Genomic DNA, 14,912 nt, shown 5'->3' with positions numbered 1-14,912 from the left:
GCATGCTGCCGGCGTTCCATGGGTTCCCGCCTCCGCGGGAACGACGGGCCAACGGCGTGGCGCCTGCCGGGACCCTGGCTTGTTACGGTTGCCCCATCTGGAGTATTCTGGAACGATACATAACAGGAGCCCCCGATGCCCAGCTTTGAAACCGTCACCCTCAGCGTTGAAGACCACATCGCCACCGTGCGTCTGAACCGGCCGGAGAAACTCAACGCCATGAACCTGGCGATGTGGAACGATATCCGCAGCGCCTTCCAGCACATCGACGCGACGCCGGAGATCCGCGTGGCGATCGTGGAAGGCGAGGGCAAGGCCTTCACCGCCGGCATTGACCTGCAGATGATGATGGGCCTGGGCGCGCAGATCCGCGACGAGTGCGATGGCCGCACGCGCGAGAACCTGCGCCGCATCATCCTCGACCTGCAGGACACCTTGACCAGCCTGGAGCGCTGCCGCAAGCCGGTGCTGGCCGCCGTGCACGGCGCCTGCGTGGGCGGCGGCATCGACCTGATCTGCTGCGCCGACATGCGCTACTGCGCGGCCGACGCCTGGTTCAGCATCAAGGAAATCGACATCGGCATGACCGCCGACGTCGGCACCTTGCAGCGCCTGCCGCGCCTGATCGGCGAAGGCATGGCGCGCGAGCTGGCCTACACCGCGCGCAAGGTCGACGCCGCCGAGGCGAAGGAGATCCGCCTGGTCAACCGCGTGTTCGAATCGCCGGAGGCCCTGCGCGCCGGCGTGCGCGCGATCGCGGCCGAGATCGCGGCCAAGGCGCCGCTGGCCATCCGCGGCGTGAAGGAAATGATCAGCTACGCGCGCGACCACTCGGTGGCGGACGGCCTCAACTACAACGCCACCTGGAACGCCGCCATGCTGATGTCGGCCGACCTGCAGGAAGCCATGATGTCCGGCATGAGCAAGCGCCCGCCGGTGTTCAGGGACTAGCCGCCCAGCGCGGCCTGGGCCAGCGCGTCGAGCTCGCGCTGCATGGCTGCGATTGGCGGCGGCTCGGGCGCATCCACCCACCAGGCCATCGCCTCGACGACGCCGCCGGCCACGAAGCGGGCCACCCAGGGATGCGCCGCCGCCGGATGGTCCCGCCGTTTCAGTTCGATCTCCACCAGCTGGCACACCATGTGCCTGAAGCGGCGCGCGACGCCGTGGCCGCCGCGCCGGCCGATGGCGGCGCGGAAGACGTCGCGCTGCTGCGCCATGTGCTCCAGCAGGCCGGCCAGGAAAGGGCCGCCCGCATGCTCCGCCTGCGCCGCGATCATGTCGCGCAGGTCGCTCAGCCCTTCTGACAACAGATCGTCCTTGCTCTGGTAGTGCACATAGAAGGTTGAACGGCCTACGTTGGCGCGGTCGCAAATCTCCTGGATGGTCATCTGGTCCCAGCCGTGCAGCGCCATCAGGTCCAGCATCGCGTCGCGCAAGGCGGCCTTGGTCTTGAGGACGCGGCGGTCCGGTTCGGGTGTACGGTCGGGCATGGCGTTCCTGGACATAAAAGGGCGGGATGTCTGCTAACGGACATCGCCCCGGCCGGCGCGCTGTCGCGGATGGCGGGCGGGGACGATCATGGACACCTGTCCACTTCAGGAGTGTAATCCATGTCCGATTCCCGTGTTGCCGCGCGCTGGCCGCGCTATCTGTTTTATCCGCTCGCGCTGGCCGCCACGCTGGCCTTCATCGATGCCTCGGTCGGCGGCTGGCTCGGGCCGCTCGGCAAGGCCTATCCGCTGTATCTGCTGGCCATGATCGCGACGATGGTCACGCTCGAACGCCTCATGCCGATGCGCCGCGAATGGAACATGACCAGCACCTCGTTCTTCACGCGCGACCTGCCCATGCTGGTCGTCAACGGCGCGACCATTGCCGCGACCACCTGGGCCGTGACCTGGCTGGCCACCCATCACGGCGGGCTGCCGGTGTTGCGCAGCAGCTTGCCCTGGCAGGCCGAAGCGGTCTGCGCGGTGCTGCTGTCGGATTTCCTGTGGTACTGGGTGCATCGCTACAGCCACGAAGGCCACGGCCCGCTGGCGCGCTGGTTGTGGAAGACTCATGCGGTCCACCACTTGCCCGGCGAGGTCTACGTCTTCATGCATGTGGTGGGGCACCCGATCAACAGCGCCTACGTGCGCGTGCTGCTGATGCTGCCGGCCATCCTGTTCGGCTTCTCGCCGGAGGCCGTGTTCGCGGCTTCGGTGTTCAACGGCTTCCAGGGGCTGGTGTCACACTTCAACGTCGATGCCAGGGCGGGATGGTTCAACCGCCTGCTGAGCGGCACCGAGCTGCACCGCTTCCACCACAGCGCCGACCGCGACGAGGCTGGGAACTACGGCGCCACCGTCTCGGTATGGGACCAGTTGTTCGGCACCTTCCGCCTGCCGGCCGCCGCGCCGAGGCAGCTCGGCGTCGACGACCGCGCGCAATATCCCGGCGACCGCCAGTTGGCCAAGCTGCTGGGCTTGCCCTTTAAGTAGCAGGGCAAGAATTTCTAGGCGGTTTTGCTCTTTCTGGCTCCACTGTGTGGGGCTGGAACAGGCAGGTTTTCCAGTTGCAGAGCTGTGATAGTCGCGATTAAGGCATCGCGCCCATTGACGATGGCTTCTTCCACCGTTTCGCCGTCGGAAATGCAGATCGAGAAATCTGGATAGCTGATCAGAAAACCTCCGCCCTCGTCCGGTGTCAGCGGGCGGATTTCATAAGGATAATCATCCAGGTTGTTCATAGTGAGCGCAGCAAATAGCTTTTCCGCAGTGTTCATCGTATTGTTCTCGATTGGGCAGGTCAAGCTCTGCACAGAGCTCGGACGTGGTTTATCAGAACCGATTTTTCGAGAACGTGATTTGCTGTGGCGCAGAGCGCCTTAAGCAGGGGATACGTCCCCCGGCTTGCCCTTCAGCTAGCAGGGCAAGCCGGCGTGGGCGCGCTTATGGCTTCAGGCTGAAGTTGACGTTGCTTTGGTTGGCCAGCGAGATATCGACCAGCGGCACGCTGGACGTGGTGTAACCCTCGGCGGCCGCCTCGGCCATGTATTTACCCGCTCCCGGCAACACCGTGGCGGCGCTGGCGAATTGCAGCGGCAGCGTGGCGCTGTACACCGCGTACTGCGGCGCGCTGACCGGCAGGCCGGCCAGCGTGTAGCTGCCGCTGGCCAGGTCGGCGCCCTGGTACTTGACGGTCACCGTCGGTCCGGCCACGAAGCTTTGCTTGGCCGCGACATAGGCGGTGGCGGTGCTGCTGGCCGGGGTCAGTGTGACGGTGCCGCCGATGCTGCCGGTGACGCTCGCCGGCAGCGCGATCGGTGCGGCGGCCGTGCTGATGGCCACCGTGGCCGAGGTGCTGGTGACCGGCACCGCGCCGACCACGGCGGCGGCGCTGCTGTCGGCCGTGACCACCACGTCGTAATTACCCAGCGGCAGGCGGCTCAGCGCGAATTCGCCGGTGGTGGCGTTGGGCGCGGTGGCGCTGACGATGGCGCCGTTCTGCTGTGCCGACACCATCACGTGGCGGGTCAGCAGCGCGGTCGAGACAAAGCCGCCGATGCCGTTGAGCGTGGTCGGTATCACCTTCACCACCGGCTTCAGCGCATACTTGCCGTTGCCCTTGGTGACGATGGACTTGCAGGCGTCGAAGTCCAGCACCAGGTCGACGTGCTGGCCGGCGGCGACGTCGAAGGCGTTGGTCAGCTTGATGCCGCTCTGTACCGCGCTCGGGGTGTCGAGCGACAGCTCGGTGGTGCTGCCGCTGACCACCACCGAATTGGCCAGGCCGTTGCCGGTGTTGGGGTCGAGCACCAGCCGCAGCTGGTTGTAATGCCCCGCGCTCAGCGAGGTCTGGCCCAGCGCCTCCAGCGCGCCGTTGGTCAGGTTCAGTAGGTTGATCTTGCGGGCTGGACTGAGCGTGATGTCGGTCCAGCCGGCGTCGGTGTCGCTGGCCGTGCTGCTCTGGTTGACGCGCACCTTGTTGACGGTGACGTTGACGGCGTCGAAACCGCACGACGGCGCATCCGTCATCGATACGGACAGCGTGCCCAAGGTGCTGACCGGCGTGCTGTCGCCACTGCCGCCGCCACCGCCGCCACAGGCGCTCAGCCCGGCTGCGGCGAGGGCCGCGATCGCGGCCAGGTAAAGGGTTGGGTGTGCTGGCTTCATGGTTCATCTCCCGATAGTCGCGCCTGCAGCGCTTGTTGTGGCGACGAGAATCTCGCTGTCGGGATATTGTGCATGCTTTCCAGTAACTTCTATGTGTGATGCCGCACATAGTGCGCAACTCAGCAGTTCGGCGTGACGCGCCGGCCGGCTGTTGTGCCGTGGCGACAGCGCGGCGGGTTTTCGCCCGGTGCCGGGTGGCCCGGCGCGATCAGTGCGCGCCGTCGTTGCGCCGCGCCTGCGCCGGCACTAGACTGGACGGCAGGCCGCACCACGAGACGCGGCCTTCCTTTGAGACCACTGCGGAGGCGATGATGACGCGATCGACAACGGGGTGTGCGGTGATGGCGCCGACGCGCTAGTCCCCATCGTCCGCATACCATGCGCTTTCTCTCGTTGCCAGGCTTGTTATGTGCGCTGTGCTGGTGCGTGGCGGCGGCTGCGCAACCGGGTTTTTCGGTGCGGCCCGAAGCGATCGAAGCGTTGCAATTGACCGTGACGCGGCAGGACAGCGTCAGCGTCGCGGAGACCGAACAAGTCTATTTCCTACGGCGCGCGACCAACACCGTCGCCACGCCAACCGAGCCGGGCGCCGTGCTGGCCGCGCTGGTCGGCGGCGCGCGGCCGGCGCTTGGCATGCGGCATTGCGAGTCCGATCCGGCCGGCGGCGCGCAGGCGCCGCTGTATCTGGCGATCGAATTGCGGGTCTGGGTCGCGGGCCAGCCGCCGCTGCGGCTACGCTCGGACAGCCGCTGCGCCTTCATGTTGCCGTGGCAGGTGACGGACGGCAGCCGCCTGGCGGTGCTGGACCAGGCCGGCGCCGGCCTGGCGTTGATGCGCGTGATCCAGGGCTGGTGCCGCGCCTGTCTGCCGGAATGGCGGCAGGCGCCGCCGGACGCGCCGCCGCCGGCTGCGCGCAGCGAGTTCGAACTGCATTACGAGGCCTTGCTGGCCGCGTGGCGGCGGCTGGGCCGTCGCCACGGCGCCACTGATATCAAGCTCGCCACGCTGTCGTTGACCGAGGCGCTGGACTGGATGGACCATGACCGCTTCGAACGCCTGCTGCGCGCCACGGCTGGGAGCAGGGAGCGCACGCGCGCCGCGCTGGCGGCGGACCTGCTGCGCACCTTGCAGGTGGCGCGCTGGGGCTATATCGACCGTCAGGGGCGGCTGCAACTGCGGCGCCGCTTCGAGCAAGCCACACCCTTTGTGGCGGGGCAGGCAATGGTCCGTGTCGATGGCGGCTGGCAGCAGATCGACCGGCTCGGCCAGCGCGTGGCGCCGGAACCGGCCGGCGGGCCGCTGGCGCCCCCGGCCGCGGCTGACGCCTCCGCTGCGCCCGCTGTTTCCGCTGCGGACTACTCCGCCGCCCCCGCATCCGCGCCCGTCACCTGCGCCGGTGGGCGGCGCGCCAGTGTCGTGCGTCCGTACGCCGAGGGCCGGGCGGCCGCCCGCTGCGGCCTGCTGTGGGGCTATCTCGACCGCGATGGACGGTTCGTCATTCCACCCCGTTACCTGGAGGCCGGCGATTTCGCCGACGGCCTGGCACCGGTGCGCTAAGGCCACCGACCGCGCCATAGTATTTCTTAATGGAATTTATTATTGTCAACTGACAATAATCTGTGGGCGTTAAGCAGGCATCCCCCGTCGAAGCACCCACCGAAGGAGTCCAGCATGAAACTGCACCTCACCCTGTGTCTACTCGTGGCGGCCGGCGCCGCGACCACGGTCCAAGCGGCCGAACCCGTGTCGCTGTATCAAGGCTTGATCTCGTTCCGCGACGGCCCCGACCCGGCCGGAAAAACCCCGGTGTACTGGGCCACCAGCAAGACCCTGTACATGATCGACAGTCCGCGCACGGCGACGCTCAAGTTCGGCGCCAACTGGGTAGGGGAAATCCGCTGGTGCGGCGACCGCAACGGCCGGCCGCTGCCGGGCGAATGCTCGGACATTTACTACAATTTCCGGCATGGCGTCGACGTCACGGAATACACCGCCAACCTGCTGCATCCCTGAACCACCCACCATGCCCGGAGACTGTGATGAAAAAACCGCTATCGATGCTGGCCGCACTGCTGGTGCTGCCTTGCCTGTGCGCCGCCCAGGGCGCCGAGCCGTGGGGCGTGTGGGCCAACCGCATGAATCCCAACTTGCCGTGGAGTGATCCTTGCAATATCCAGTACGTGATCTCGCCCAGTCCGGCCCGCTTCGATCGCCAGCCCGAGTATGTGCGGGTGCGCGTTGCCGCCAACCGTAACGATGCCGACCAGTTTCAGCGTTTGTTCAGCCCCTTCTTTGACGATATGCCGGACAAGGTGGTCAAGATGTCGCGCTGCCATGGCGGGGGCACGGACGGCGGGGCGGGCGGCAGCGGTGGCGGGGGCGGCTCCATTCAGGGCTTGCAGCCCGGGATCAACCTTTACGGCGGCGACTACAACGATGCCTGGAGCGAACCCGGCGGTGGCGACGCCGGCAGTTGCGCCGCGCGCTGCGAACAGGATGCCCAGTGCCGCAGTTTCAGCTGGGTCAAACCGGGCGTGCAGGGAAGGGTCTCGCGTTGCTGGCTGAAACGCACGGTGCCGCAAGCCAGCCATAACGACTGCTGCATTTCCGGCGTCAAATCGTCCGATTGAGCGCGCGAGGGGATATCATGAACTTCGTCGTCGCGCCCCGTTGGCTAAGGGGCTTGAAACGCCTGGCCGCGTTCATCCTGGCATGCTGTTTCTTCCTGCCGCTGTATAGCTGCAGCACGCAGGGCAAGCTGCCCGTCGCGGCTTCGGTCCACGCCCCGGCGTCGGCCGTCGCCGCGCCGCACGCCCCCTCGCCGGCCCCCCCGAAACTGCCCAAGCGGCTGGAATTCAGCGCATACGCGGCGTTTTCCTGGGGCGATTCCTACAGCATGGCCACCTTGCTCGTGTTCTTCTGGCCGGCCGCGCTGCAACTGGCCGTGGCGGTGGCGCCGGCGGCGGGCGTCCGTACGGCGAAGGCCGAGCCGCTGCTGTGCCTGGGCAGCGCGGCCGCCTTGGCCTGGCTGTTGTGGCAGGCGCATTTCCTGCCGGGCTATCAGCTGGAAGTTGGCATGCCGCTGGCGGCGCTGGCGTTGTTGGTCTACGCTGCGCCGCGATTCGCCCATGGCGCCCCGCCGGCATCGGGCTAGCCCGCGCGGCGTTATACCGGGTATGGCGGGTTTTTTTTGTGCGGACGTTGTCCGCGCGGCGCGGCGGAGCGTATAATCAGCCCCGCTGCCGCAAGGTGGCACACGCTAGGGGTCCTGTGCATTGAATGCGCGGGTGAGAAATACCCTCCGAACCTGATCTGGATAATGCCAGCGAAGGGAAGCTTAGGACATCGCCGCCACGCTCCGCTGTATCCGTGAACCGGCCGTCCAACCTCCTTTGCTGGCTCCTGTAGCCTACCAAGGAGCCAAATGAACGCCAACCTTAAATTCCTCTCCGCCACCGCCACGGTGGACGAGGCAGCCATCAAGCCCTTACCGAATTCCCGCAAAGTCTACGTCGAAGGCAGCCGTCCCGACATCCGCGTGCCGATGCGCGAAATCACCCAGGCCGACACGCCGGCCTCGTTCGGCTTCGAAGCCAATCCGCCGATCTACGTCTACGACACCTCCGGCCCGTACACCGACCCGGACGCGGTGATCGACATCCGCTCCGGCCTGGCCGCGACGCCGCGCCTGCCGTGGATCCTGGAGCGCAACGACACCGAGGAACTGGACGGCCCGACCTCCGAATACGGCCAGGCGCGCCTGGCCGATCCGGCGCTGGCCGAGCTGCGCTTCAACCTGCACCGCAAGCCGCGCCGCGCCCAGGCTGGCAGGAACGTCACGCAGATGCACTACGCGCGCCAGGGCATCGTCACGCCGGAGATGGAGTTCGTCGCCATCCGCGAAAACCTGCGCCGCCAGGAATACCTGCAGAACCTGAAGGACTCCGGCCCGATGGGTCAGCGCCTGGCCGACCTGATGGGCCGCCAGCATCCGGGCCAGTCGTTCGGCGCCAGCATCCCGGCCACCATCACGCCCGAATTCGTGCGCGAGGAAATCGCCCGCGGCCGCGCCATCATCCCGGCCAACATCAACCACCCGGAAATCGAACCGATGATCATCGGCCGCAACTTCCTCGTGAAGATCAACGCCAACATCGGCAACTCCGCCGTCACCTCGTCGATCGGCGAGGAAGTCGAGAAGATGACCTGGGCTATCCGCTGGGGCGGCGACAACGTCATGGACCTGTCGACCGGCAAGCACATCCACGAGACGCGCGAGTGGATCATCCGCAACAGCCCGGTCCCGATCGGTACCGTGCCGATCTACCAGGCGCTGGAAAAGGTCAACGGCAAGGCCGAGGACCTGACCTGGGAAATCTTCCGCGACACGCTGATCGAGCAGGCCGAGCAGGGCGTCGACTACTTCACCATCCACGCCGGCGTGCTGCTGCGCTACGTGCCGATGACGGCCAAGCGCCTGACCGGCATCGTCTCGCGCGGCGGCTCGATCATGGCCAAGTGGTGCCTGGCGCACCACAAGGAATCGTTCCTGTACACGCACTTCGAAGAGATCTGCCAGATCATGAAGGCCTACGACGTCTCGTTCTCGCTGGGCGACGGCCTGCGTCCCGGCTCGATCTACGACGCCAACGACGAGGCCCAGCTGGGCGAGCTGAAGACCCTGGGCGAACTGACCCAGATCGCCTGGAAGCACGACGTGCAGGTGATGATCGAAGGCCCCGGCCACGTGCCGATGCAGCTGATCAAGGAGAACATGGACCTGCAACTGGAGCAGTGCCACGAGGCGCCGTTCTACACGCTGGGCCCCTTGACCACCGACATCGCGCCCGGCTACGACCACATCACCTCCGGCATCGGCGCCGCGCAGATCGGCTGGTACGGCACGGCCATGCTGTGCTACGTCACGCCCAAGGAGCACCTGGGCCTGCCGGACAAGAACGACGTCAAGGACGGCATCATCACCTACAAGATCGCCGCCCACGCGGCCGACCTGGCCAAGGGCCATCCGGGCGCGCAGATCCGCGACAACGCGCTGTCCAAGGCGCGCTTCGAATTCCGCTGGGACGACCAGTTCAACATCGGCCTGGACCCGGACAAGGCGCGCGAATTCCACGACGAGACCCTGCCCAAGGATTCGGCCAAGGTGGCGCACTTCTGCTCGATGTGTGGCCCGCATTTCTGCTCGATGAAGATCACCCAGGAAGTGCGCGAGTTCGCGGCGGCCAACGGCATGTCCGACGGCGCGGCGCTGGAGCAGGGCATGCAGGTCAAGGCGGTGGAGTTCATCAAGAACGGCGCCGAACTGTATCGCAAGCTGTGAGGCCGGCATGATCCACATCGAACTGAACGGCGCCCCTTACCAGGTGCCGCCGCAGCAGACGCTCGACCAGCTGGTCGACGCGCTGTCGCTCACCGGGCAGGCGCTGGCGCTGGCGGTCAACCGCGCGGTGGTGCCGCGCCAGCAGTGGCCGCAGCGCGAGCTGCAGCCGCAGGACAAGGTCGACATCGTGCGCGCCATCGGCGGCGGCTAATCTTTTTTAACCCGCACGGCCAGGCGGGGTCGGACCCCGTACGGGGTCCGACCCCTAAGCCGGGACGCAGGCGCCCAGGCAAAAGCGCGCGGGGTAGAGCTTAACAAGGATACCAACATGAACGCATCATCCCAAGACCTGCTGACCATCGCGGGCAAGAGCTATAAGTCGCGGCTGCTGGTGGGCAGCGGCAAGTACAAGGACCTGCAGCAGACCCGCGAGGCGACCGACGCCGCCGAGGCGGAGATCATCACCGTGGCGATCCGCCGCGTGAACATCGGCCAGGACCCGAAGGCGCCCAGCCTGCTGGACGTGCTGCCGCCGTCGCAGTACACCATCCTGCCCAACACGGCCGGCTGCTATACCGCCAAGGACGCGGTCTACACGCTGCAGATGGCGCGCGAACTGCTCAACGGCCACAAGCTGGTCAAGCTGGAAGTGCTGGGCGACGAGAAGACCCTGTTCCCGCACATGCCGGAAACCCTGGTCGCCGCGGAGGCGCTGGTCAAGGACGGCTTCGATGTCATGGTGTATTGCAGCGACGATCCGATCCAGGCCAAAATCCTGGAGGACATCGGCTGCGTGGCCGTGATGCCGCTGGCCTCGCTGATCGGCTCCGGCATGGGCATCCTCAACCCGTGGAACCTGTCGCTGATCATCGAGCAGGCCAAGGTGCCGGTGCTGGTCGACGCCGGCGTCGGCACGGCCTCGGACGCCGCCATCGCCATGGAGCTGGGCTGCGACGGCGTGCTGATGAACACCGCCATCGCCGGCGCGTGCGATCCGGTGCGCATGGCGCGCGCCATGAAGCTGGGCGTGCAGGCCGGCCGCGAGGCTTATCTGGCGGGCCGCATCGCCCGCAAGTTCGCCGCCTCGCCGTCCTCGCCGATGGCCGGCCGGCTGGCATGAGCGAGCGCCTGGCCTCGCAAGTGACGGCGCAGCTGATGGCGCAACTGGTGGCGCGGCGGTGCGTGCTGGTGTTTGCCGGACTCGATCCGTCCGGCGGCGCCGGCATCGCCGCCGACCTGCAGGCGGTGGCCGGGCAGGGCGCGCACGCGTTCACCGTGGCCACCGCGCTGACGGTGCAGGACAACGACCGCGTCTACGGCGTGCAGCCGGTCGACGCCGCCATGGTGCGGCGCCAGGCGCAGGCGCTGGTCGACAAGGTGACGGTGCGCGCGGTGAAGATCGGCATCCCCGGCAGCGCCGCCAACGCGCAGGCCATCGCCGACGTCATCGCCGGGCTGCGCAGCCGCCAGCCGGAGCTGCCGGTGGTGCTGGACCCGGTGCTGGCCAGCGGCCACGGCGACCTGCTGTCGCGCGACGACGCGGTGCAGGCGCTGGCGCCGCTGCTGCCGCTGGTCACCGTGATCACGCCCAACGGCCCGGAAGCGCTGGCGCTGACCGGTGCCGGCGAGCCGTCCGCGCAGGCGCAGGTCTTGCGCGCGCGCGGCTGCCGCCATGTGCTGATCACCGGCGGCCACGGCGAGGGCGAAACGGTGGTCAACCGCTGGTTCGGCCCCGGCGCCGCGCCGGCGCCACGCATGTCCGACCCCGGACCGGCCGAACACGGGCACGAATGGAACTGGCCGCGCCTGGCCGGCGAGTTCCACGGCAGCGGCTGCACGCTGGCCTCGGCCATCGCCGGCCAGCTGGCGCTGGGCATGTCGATGGAACGCGCGCTGGAACTGGCGCAACAGTATTGCTATCGCGCGCTGCGCGGCGCCTACACGGTGGCCGCCGGCCAGCGCATCCCGCAACGCTTACCATTGATCTGAGAGCACATCATGCAAGGACTTTATTTGGTTACCCCCAACTGGGACGACACCAGCCGGATGCTGGAACTGAGCGAGCGGGCGCTGGCCGCGGCCCAAGGCGCGCAGCCCGGCGTCGCGCTGCTGCAATACCGCCACAAGGAAGCCGGCCCGCAGCAGCGGCTGGATCAAGCCGGCGCCTTGCTGGCGTTGTGCCGGCGCTACGGCGTGCCCTTCCTCGTCAACGATTTTGTCGAGCTGTGCGAGCAGCTCGATGCAGACGGCGTCCACCTCGGCGGCACCGATGCCGACGTGGCGCAGGTGCGCGCCCGGCTGGGCGCGGACAAGATCATCGGCGCCTCCTGCTATGGCGACCTGCCGCGCGCGCTGGCGGCCCAGGCGGCCGGCGCCAGCTATGTGGCCTTCGGCGGTTTCTACCCGTCGCGCGTGAAGCAATACGCAGTCACTACCAAGATGGAGATCCTCGACCAGGCGCGCGCGGCGATCCGCGTGCCGACCGTGGTGATCGGCGGCATGACGCCGGAGAACGCCGCGCCGCTGGCGGCGCGCGGCGCGTCCATGGTGGCGGCCATCAGCAGCGTGTACCAGGCCGACGACGTGGGCGCCGCCGTGGCCGCCTTCCTGCGGCTTTATGCTGATGAAAAAACGGGCAGATAAAACGCTAGCATGATGGGCGGTTTTCCGCCTTATAATTGGTGCGTTAGCTTAAGCCCAAGGTTGCCGCCACATGAATGTCCCTTCCAGCCCGAAGCGTCTGATTCTGATCGTCGACGATGACCCACTGCTGCTCGATTTCCTGGGCGAAGTGCTGGGTCACGCCGGCTACGACATCCTCAAGGCCTCGTCGGCCGAGCAAGCGCTGCAACAGATCGCCCAGCGCGAACCGGACCTGGCCCTGCTCGACATCCACATGCCCGGCATGAACGGCCTGGAGCTGGCCAGGCAGTTGCACGCCACCAGCTCGGTGCCGTTCATGTTCCTGTCCGGCCGCGGCGACGCCGACGCCGGCAAGCAGGCCGCCTCGTATGGCGCGGTGGGCTTCCTGGTCAAGCCGGTCGACGAGAAACACCTGATGCCGGCGTTTGCCGCCGGCCTGGCGCGCGCCGACGAGATCCGCCAGCTGCGCCGCACCGAGCTCAATCTGAACGCCGCGCTGGCCGCCGGCCGCGAGACCAGCCTGGCCGTCGGCCTGCTGATGTGCAAGTTCCAGACCGACCGCAACACCGCCTTCGAGGTGCTGCGCGACCACGCCCGCTCCAACCGCCGCAAGGTCAACGAGGTGGCCGACCAGTTGCTGGCCGCCGAAGAAACCTTGAACAGTTTGCACGTTGCGTTCAACCAGCGTCTGAAAAAGTAAACGCCGGCGTTTTTTTTTCGACATGTTCTTGCTTTGTAGCACTCTTCATGTAGACTGTGTCCATGAGCGGCGGGGTGACCCGCCCGCTTTGTAGCGCGGCGGGGCCTCCAACCTGCGCCTGCCGCCTCTCCGGCCGCCTGCTCCCTGCGACCGTCCATATCCCTTCGGCCCAACTCCGCCGACCTTTGCGTTGTCCTGCCAGCCCCGCGCTGCCGGCGCCGCATTTTCCTTAGTTTTGTGTGCGGAGACACTTATGACGAACGACTATTCCCAGGATAGCTACCGCCCCTTCAGCGAGCAGGACGGCGGCGGCGCAATCGGCTTTTCCATCTTTGCGGAAGCGCCCCGCGTGCTGCACATCGACAAAGATTTCGACGCGGCGCTGGTGCTGTCCACGCTGCTGGTGCCGGAAACCAGGGTCACCCACGTGTCGACGCTGGCCGCTGCGGAGGACATGTTGCGGCACCAGCAGTTCGCGCTGGTGGTGATCGATCCCGACCTGCCCGACGGCGACGGCGTCGGCCTGCTGGCGACGCTGCATCAGCACCAGGCCGACGTGCGCGTGCTGATGTACTCGGCGCGCCATCCCGAGCGGCACACGGCCGGCGGGGCCTTCCTGCCCAAGCCGTGGACCTCGCCGCGCCAGCTGTGGCGCACGGTGTCCGACCTGCTGGGCATAGGCCAGGCCATGCCGGTCGAACCGCAGTAGCCGCACGCGCCACAGATCGTCCCCGGCTTGCTATCATGGCGGACCACCGGAACGGCCCCCCGTTCCGGTGCCCCGAACAACGCAGCCACAGGACGAAACAATGAAAACCAAAGCAGCTATTGCATGGCAGGCGGGCAAACCGCTGACGATCGAGGAAGTCGAACTGGGCGGCCCGCGCGAGGGCGAGGTGCTGGTCGAGATCAAGGCCACCGGCATCTGCCACACCGACTACTACACCTTGTCCGGCGCCGATCCGGAAGGCATCTTCCCGGCCATCCTCGGCCATGAGGGCGCGGGCGTGGTGGTCGACGTCGGCCCCGGTGTCAAGTCGCTCAAGAAGGACGACCACGTCATTCCGCTGTACACGCCGGAATGCCGCCAGTGCAAATTCTGCCTGTCGCAGAAGACCAACCTGTGCCAGTCGATCCGCTCGACCCAGGGCCGCGGCCTGATGCCGGACGCCACCAGCCGCTTCTCCCTCGACGGCAAGCCCATCTACCACTACATGGGCACGTCGACCTTCTCCAACTACATCGTGGTGCCCGAGATCGCGCTGGCCAAGATCCGCGAGGACGCGCCGTTCGACAAGGTGTGCTACATCGGTTGCGGCGTCACCACCGGCGTCGGCGCGGTGCTGTTCACGGCCAAGGTCGAGGCGGGCGCCAACGTGGTGGTGTTCGGCCTGGGCGGCATCGGCCTGAACGTGATCCAGGCGGCCAAAATGGTGGGCGCGGACAAGATCATCGGCGTCGACATCAACCCGGCCCGCCAGGAAATGGCGCGCAAGTTCGGCATGACCCACTTCATCAATCCGAAGGAGGTGGAGAACGTGGTTGACGCCATCATCCAGCTGACCGACGGCGGCGCCGACTACAGCTTCGAATGCATCGGCAACACCACCACCATGCGCCAGGCGCTGGAGTGCTGCCACAAGGGCTGGGGCCAGTCCATCATCATCGGCGTGGCGGCGGCCGGGCAGGAGATCTCGACCCGACCGTTCCAGCTGGTCACGGGCCGGGTGTGGAAGGGTTCCGCGTTCGGCGGCGCGCGCGGCCGCACCGACGTGCCGAAGATCGTCGACTGGTACATGGAAGGCAAGCTCAATATCGACGACCTGATCACCCATCGCCTGCCGCTGGAGCGCATCAACGAAGGCTTCGACCTGATGAAGAGCGGCGAATCGATCCGTTCGGTCGTCATCTACTGACGTCTGTCGCGGCGGAATGCAGCTGGCTCCGGTCAACCTGCATTCCGTCGCAATCCGCGGGCGTCCGGTGGCCTGCTTGGCTACAGTGGGATCATGGAAGCACGGCGTCAAACCCGGCTGGATGATGTAGAAAAAAAGTTCTAGACATCGTC

At 67.0% G+C, this 14,912-nt stretch carries 17 protein-coding genes and 1 riboswitch; of the genes, 14 read left to right on the top strand and 3 right to left on the bottom strand.

Going from position 1 to position 14,912, the window contains the following annotated elements; genetic code table 11:
- Positions 1 to 135 precede the first annotated feature (135 nt).
- A complete protein-coding gene (locus tag ACEN9O_RS04195) occupies positions 136 to 951 on the top strand; it encodes a crotonase/enoyl-CoA hydratase family protein (protein WP_495616392.1) in 816 nt (271 codons plus the stop codon).
- Here the strand turns inward: ACEN9O_RS04195 and ACEN9O_RS04190 are convergent.
- Complete coding sequence (locus tag ACEN9O_RS04190) at positions 948 to 1,493, bottom strand: TetR/AcrR family transcriptional regulator (protein ID WP_495616391.1); 546 nt, start codon at positions 1,491 to 1,493, stop codon at positions 948 to 950. The genes ACEN9O_RS04195 and ACEN9O_RS04190 overlap by 4 nt on opposite strands.
- Positions 1,494 to 1,613: 120 nt before the next feature.
- Between ACEN9O_RS04190 and ACEN9O_RS04185 the strand changes: the two genes are divergently transcribed.
- A complete protein-coding gene (locus ACEN9O_RS04185) occupies positions 1,614 to 2,486 on the top strand; it encodes a sterol desaturase family protein (RefSeq protein WP_495616390.1) in 873 nt (290 codons plus the stop codon).
- Positions 2,487 to 2,500: 14 nt separating this feature from the next.
- Here ACEN9O_RS04185 and ACEN9O_RS04180 read toward each other — a convergent pair whose 3' ends face one another.
- Together ACEN9O_RS04180 and ACEN9O_RS04175 are read right to left on the bottom strand one after the other, a co-directional pair.
- The gene (locus tag ACEN9O_RS04180) at positions 2,501 to 2,770 is read right to left on the bottom strand and encodes a type II toxin-antitoxin system HicB family antitoxin (RefSeq protein WP_495616389.1); all 270 of its coding nucleotides are present in this window, start codon (positions 2,768 to 2,770) and stop codon (positions 2,501 to 2,503) included.
- Positions 2,771 to 2,936: 166 nt separating this feature from the next.
- Complete coding sequence (locus tag ACEN9O_RS04175) at positions 2,937 to 4,160, bottom strand: DUF4382 domain-containing protein (protein WP_495616388.1); 1,224 nt, start codon at positions 4,158 to 4,160, stop codon at positions 2,937 to 2,939.
- A gap of 378 nt (positions 4,161 to 4,538) precedes the next feature.
- Here ACEN9O_RS04175 and ACEN9O_RS04170 point away from each other — a divergent pair, with 378 nt between their 5' ends.
- The 12 genes from ACEN9O_RS04170 (at position 4,539) to ACEN9O_RS04115 (ending at position 14,760) form a co-directional block, all read left to right on the top strand.
- Positions 4,539 to 5,717, top strand: coding sequence for a WG repeat-containing protein (locus tag ACEN9O_RS04170; RefSeq protein WP_495616387.1), 1,179 nt, complete (start codon positions 4,539 to 4,541; stop codon positions 5,715 to 5,717).
- Between the two features lie 114 nt (positions 5,718 to 5,831).
- A complete protein-coding gene (locus ACEN9O_RS04165) occupies positions 5,832 to 6,173 on the top strand; it encodes a hypothetical protein (protein WP_495616386.1) in 342 nt (113 codons plus the stop codon).
- A 26-nt stretch (positions 6,174 to 6,199) separates the two neighbouring features.
- A complete protein-coding gene (locus tag ACEN9O_RS04160; protein ID WP_495616385.1) occupies positions 6,200 to 6,790 on the top strand; it encodes a PAN domain-containing protein in 591 nt (196 codons plus the stop codon).
- On the top strand, positions 6,787 to 7,314 hold the full coding sequence (locus tag ACEN9O_RS04155; protein WP_495616384.1) for a hypothetical protein: 528 nt from the start codon (positions 6,787 to 6,789) through the stop codon (positions 7,312 to 7,314). The genes ACEN9O_RS04160 and ACEN9O_RS04155 overlap by 4 nt, the downstream gene beginning before the upstream one ends.
- 97 nt (positions 7,315 to 7,411) lie before the next feature.
- Positions 7,412 to 7,511, top strand: a riboswitch (TPP riboswitch).
- Between the two features lie 73 nt (positions 7,512 to 7,584).
- Positions 7,585 to 9,501 carry a phosphomethylpyrimidine synthase ThiC gene (gene thiC, locus ACEN9O_RS04150; RefSeq protein ID WP_495616383.1) on the top strand — a complete coding sequence of 639 codons (1,917 nt, stop codon included), beginning with the start codon at positions 7,585 to 7,587 and terminating at the stop codon, positions 9,499 to 9,501.
- Positions 9,502 to 9,508: 7 nt separating this feature from the next.
- Positions 9,509 to 9,712: a sulfur carrier protein ThiS gene (gene thiS / locus ACEN9O_RS04145; RefSeq protein WP_495616382.1), complete on the top strand. Its 204-nt coding sequence runs from the start codon at positions 9,509 to 9,511 to the stop codon at positions 9,710 to 9,712.
- Between the two features lie 117 nt (positions 9,713 to 9,829).
- Positions 9,830 to 10,621, top strand: a complete 792-nt coding sequence (locus ACEN9O_RS04140; RefSeq protein ID WP_495616381.1) for a thiazole synthase — start codon at positions 9,830 to 9,832, stop codon at positions 10,619 to 10,621.
- Positions 10,618 to 11,490, top strand: a complete 873-nt coding sequence (gene thiD, locus ACEN9O_RS04135; RefSeq protein WP_495616380.1) for a bifunctional hydroxymethylpyrimidine kinase/phosphomethylpyrimidine kinase — start codon at positions 10,618 to 10,620, stop codon at positions 11,488 to 11,490. Before ACEN9O_RS04140 ends, thiD begins: the two co-directional genes overlap by 4 nt.
- A 9-nt stretch (positions 11,491 to 11,499) precedes the next feature.
- Positions 11,500 to 12,144, top strand: coding sequence for a thiamine phosphate synthase (gene thiE / locus ACEN9O_RS04130; protein ID WP_495616379.1), 645 nt, complete (start codon positions 11,500 to 11,502; stop codon positions 12,142 to 12,144).
- A 70-nt stretch (positions 12,145 to 12,214) separates the two neighbouring features.
- A complete protein-coding gene (locus ACEN9O_RS04125) occupies positions 12,215 to 12,844 on the top strand; it encodes an ANTAR domain-containing response regulator (RefSeq protein ID WP_495616378.1) in 630 nt (209 codons plus the stop codon).
- Between the two features lie 253 nt (positions 12,845 to 13,097).
- Positions 13,098 to 13,553: a response regulator gene (locus ACEN9O_RS04120; protein WP_495616377.1), complete on the top strand. Its 456-nt coding sequence runs from the start codon at positions 13,098 to 13,100 to the stop codon at positions 13,551 to 13,553.
- A 100-nt stretch (positions 13,554 to 13,653) separates the two neighbouring features.
- Positions 13,654 to 14,760 (top strand): S-(hydroxymethyl)glutathione dehydrogenase/class III alcohol dehydrogenase, encoded by a 1,107-nt coding sequence (locus tag ACEN9O_RS04115; RefSeq protein WP_495616376.1) that lies wholly within the window; start codon positions 13,654 to 13,656, stop codon positions 14,758 to 14,760.
- The last annotated feature ends 152 nt before the right edge of the window (positions 14,761 to 14,912 follow it).

Source organism: Duganella sp. Dugasp78 (assembly GCF_059491455.1).
This window is presented reverse-complemented; position numbering and strand designations above follow the sequence as displayed.

Coding starts and splice junctions, on each gene's coding strand:
- thiD (WP_495616380.1), top strand. CDS start 10,618: ATGAGCGAGCGCCTGGCCTCGCAAGTGACGGCGCAGCTGATGGCGCAA.
- thiS (WP_495616382.1), top strand. CDS start 9,509: ATGATCCACATCGAACTGAACGGCGCCCCTTACCAGGTGCCGCCGCAG.
- ACEN9O_RS04190 (WP_495616391.1), bottom strand. CDS start 1,493: ATGCCCGACCGTACACCCGAACCGGACCGCCGCGTCCTCAAGACCAAG.
- thiC (WP_495616383.1), top strand. CDS start 7,585: ATGAACGCCAACCTTAAATTCCTCTCCGCCACCGCCACGGTGGACGAG.
- ACEN9O_RS04115 (WP_495616376.1), top strand. CDS start 13,654: ATGAAAACCAAAGCAGCTATTGCATGGCAGGCGGGCAAACCGCTGACG.
- ACEN9O_RS04170 (WP_495616387.1), top strand. CDS start 4,539: ATGCGCTTTCTCTCGTTGCCAGGCTTGTTATGTGCGCTGTGCTGGTGC.
- ACEN9O_RS04125 (WP_495616378.1), top strand. CDS start 12,215: ATGAATGTCCCTTCCAGCCCGAAGCGTCTGATTCTGATCGTCGACGAT.
- thiE (WP_495616379.1), top strand. CDS start 11,500: ATGCAAGGACTTTATTTGGTTACCCCCAACTGGGACGACACCAGCCGG.
- ACEN9O_RS04180 (WP_495616389.1), bottom strand. CDS start 2,770: ATGAACACTGCGGAAAAGCTATTTGCTGCGCTCACTATGAACAACCTG.
- ACEN9O_RS04140 (WP_495616381.1), top strand. CDS start 9,830: ATGAACGCATCATCCCAAGACCTGCTGACCATCGCGGGCAAGAGCTAT.
- ACEN9O_RS04160 (WP_495616385.1), top strand. CDS start 6,200: ATGAAAAAACCGCTATCGATGCTGGCCGCACTGCTGGTGCTGCCTTGC.
- ACEN9O_RS04195 (WP_495616392.1), top strand. CDS start 136: ATGCCCAGCTTTGAAACCGTCACCCTCAGCGTTGAAGACCACATCGCC.
- ACEN9O_RS04185 (WP_495616390.1), top strand. CDS start 1,614: ATGTCCGATTCCCGTGTTGCCGCGCGCTGGCCGCGCTATCTGTTTTAT.
- ACEN9O_RS04120 (WP_495616377.1), top strand. CDS start 13,098: ATGACGAACGACTATTCCCAGGATAGCTACCGCCCCTTCAGCGAGCAG.
- ACEN9O_RS04175 (WP_495616388.1), bottom strand. CDS start 4,160: ATGAAGCCAGCACACCCAACCCTTTACCTGGCCGCGATCGCGGCCCTC.
- ACEN9O_RS04165 (WP_495616386.1), top strand. CDS start 5,832: ATGAAACTGCACCTCACCCTGTGTCTACTCGTGGCGGCCGGCGCCGCG.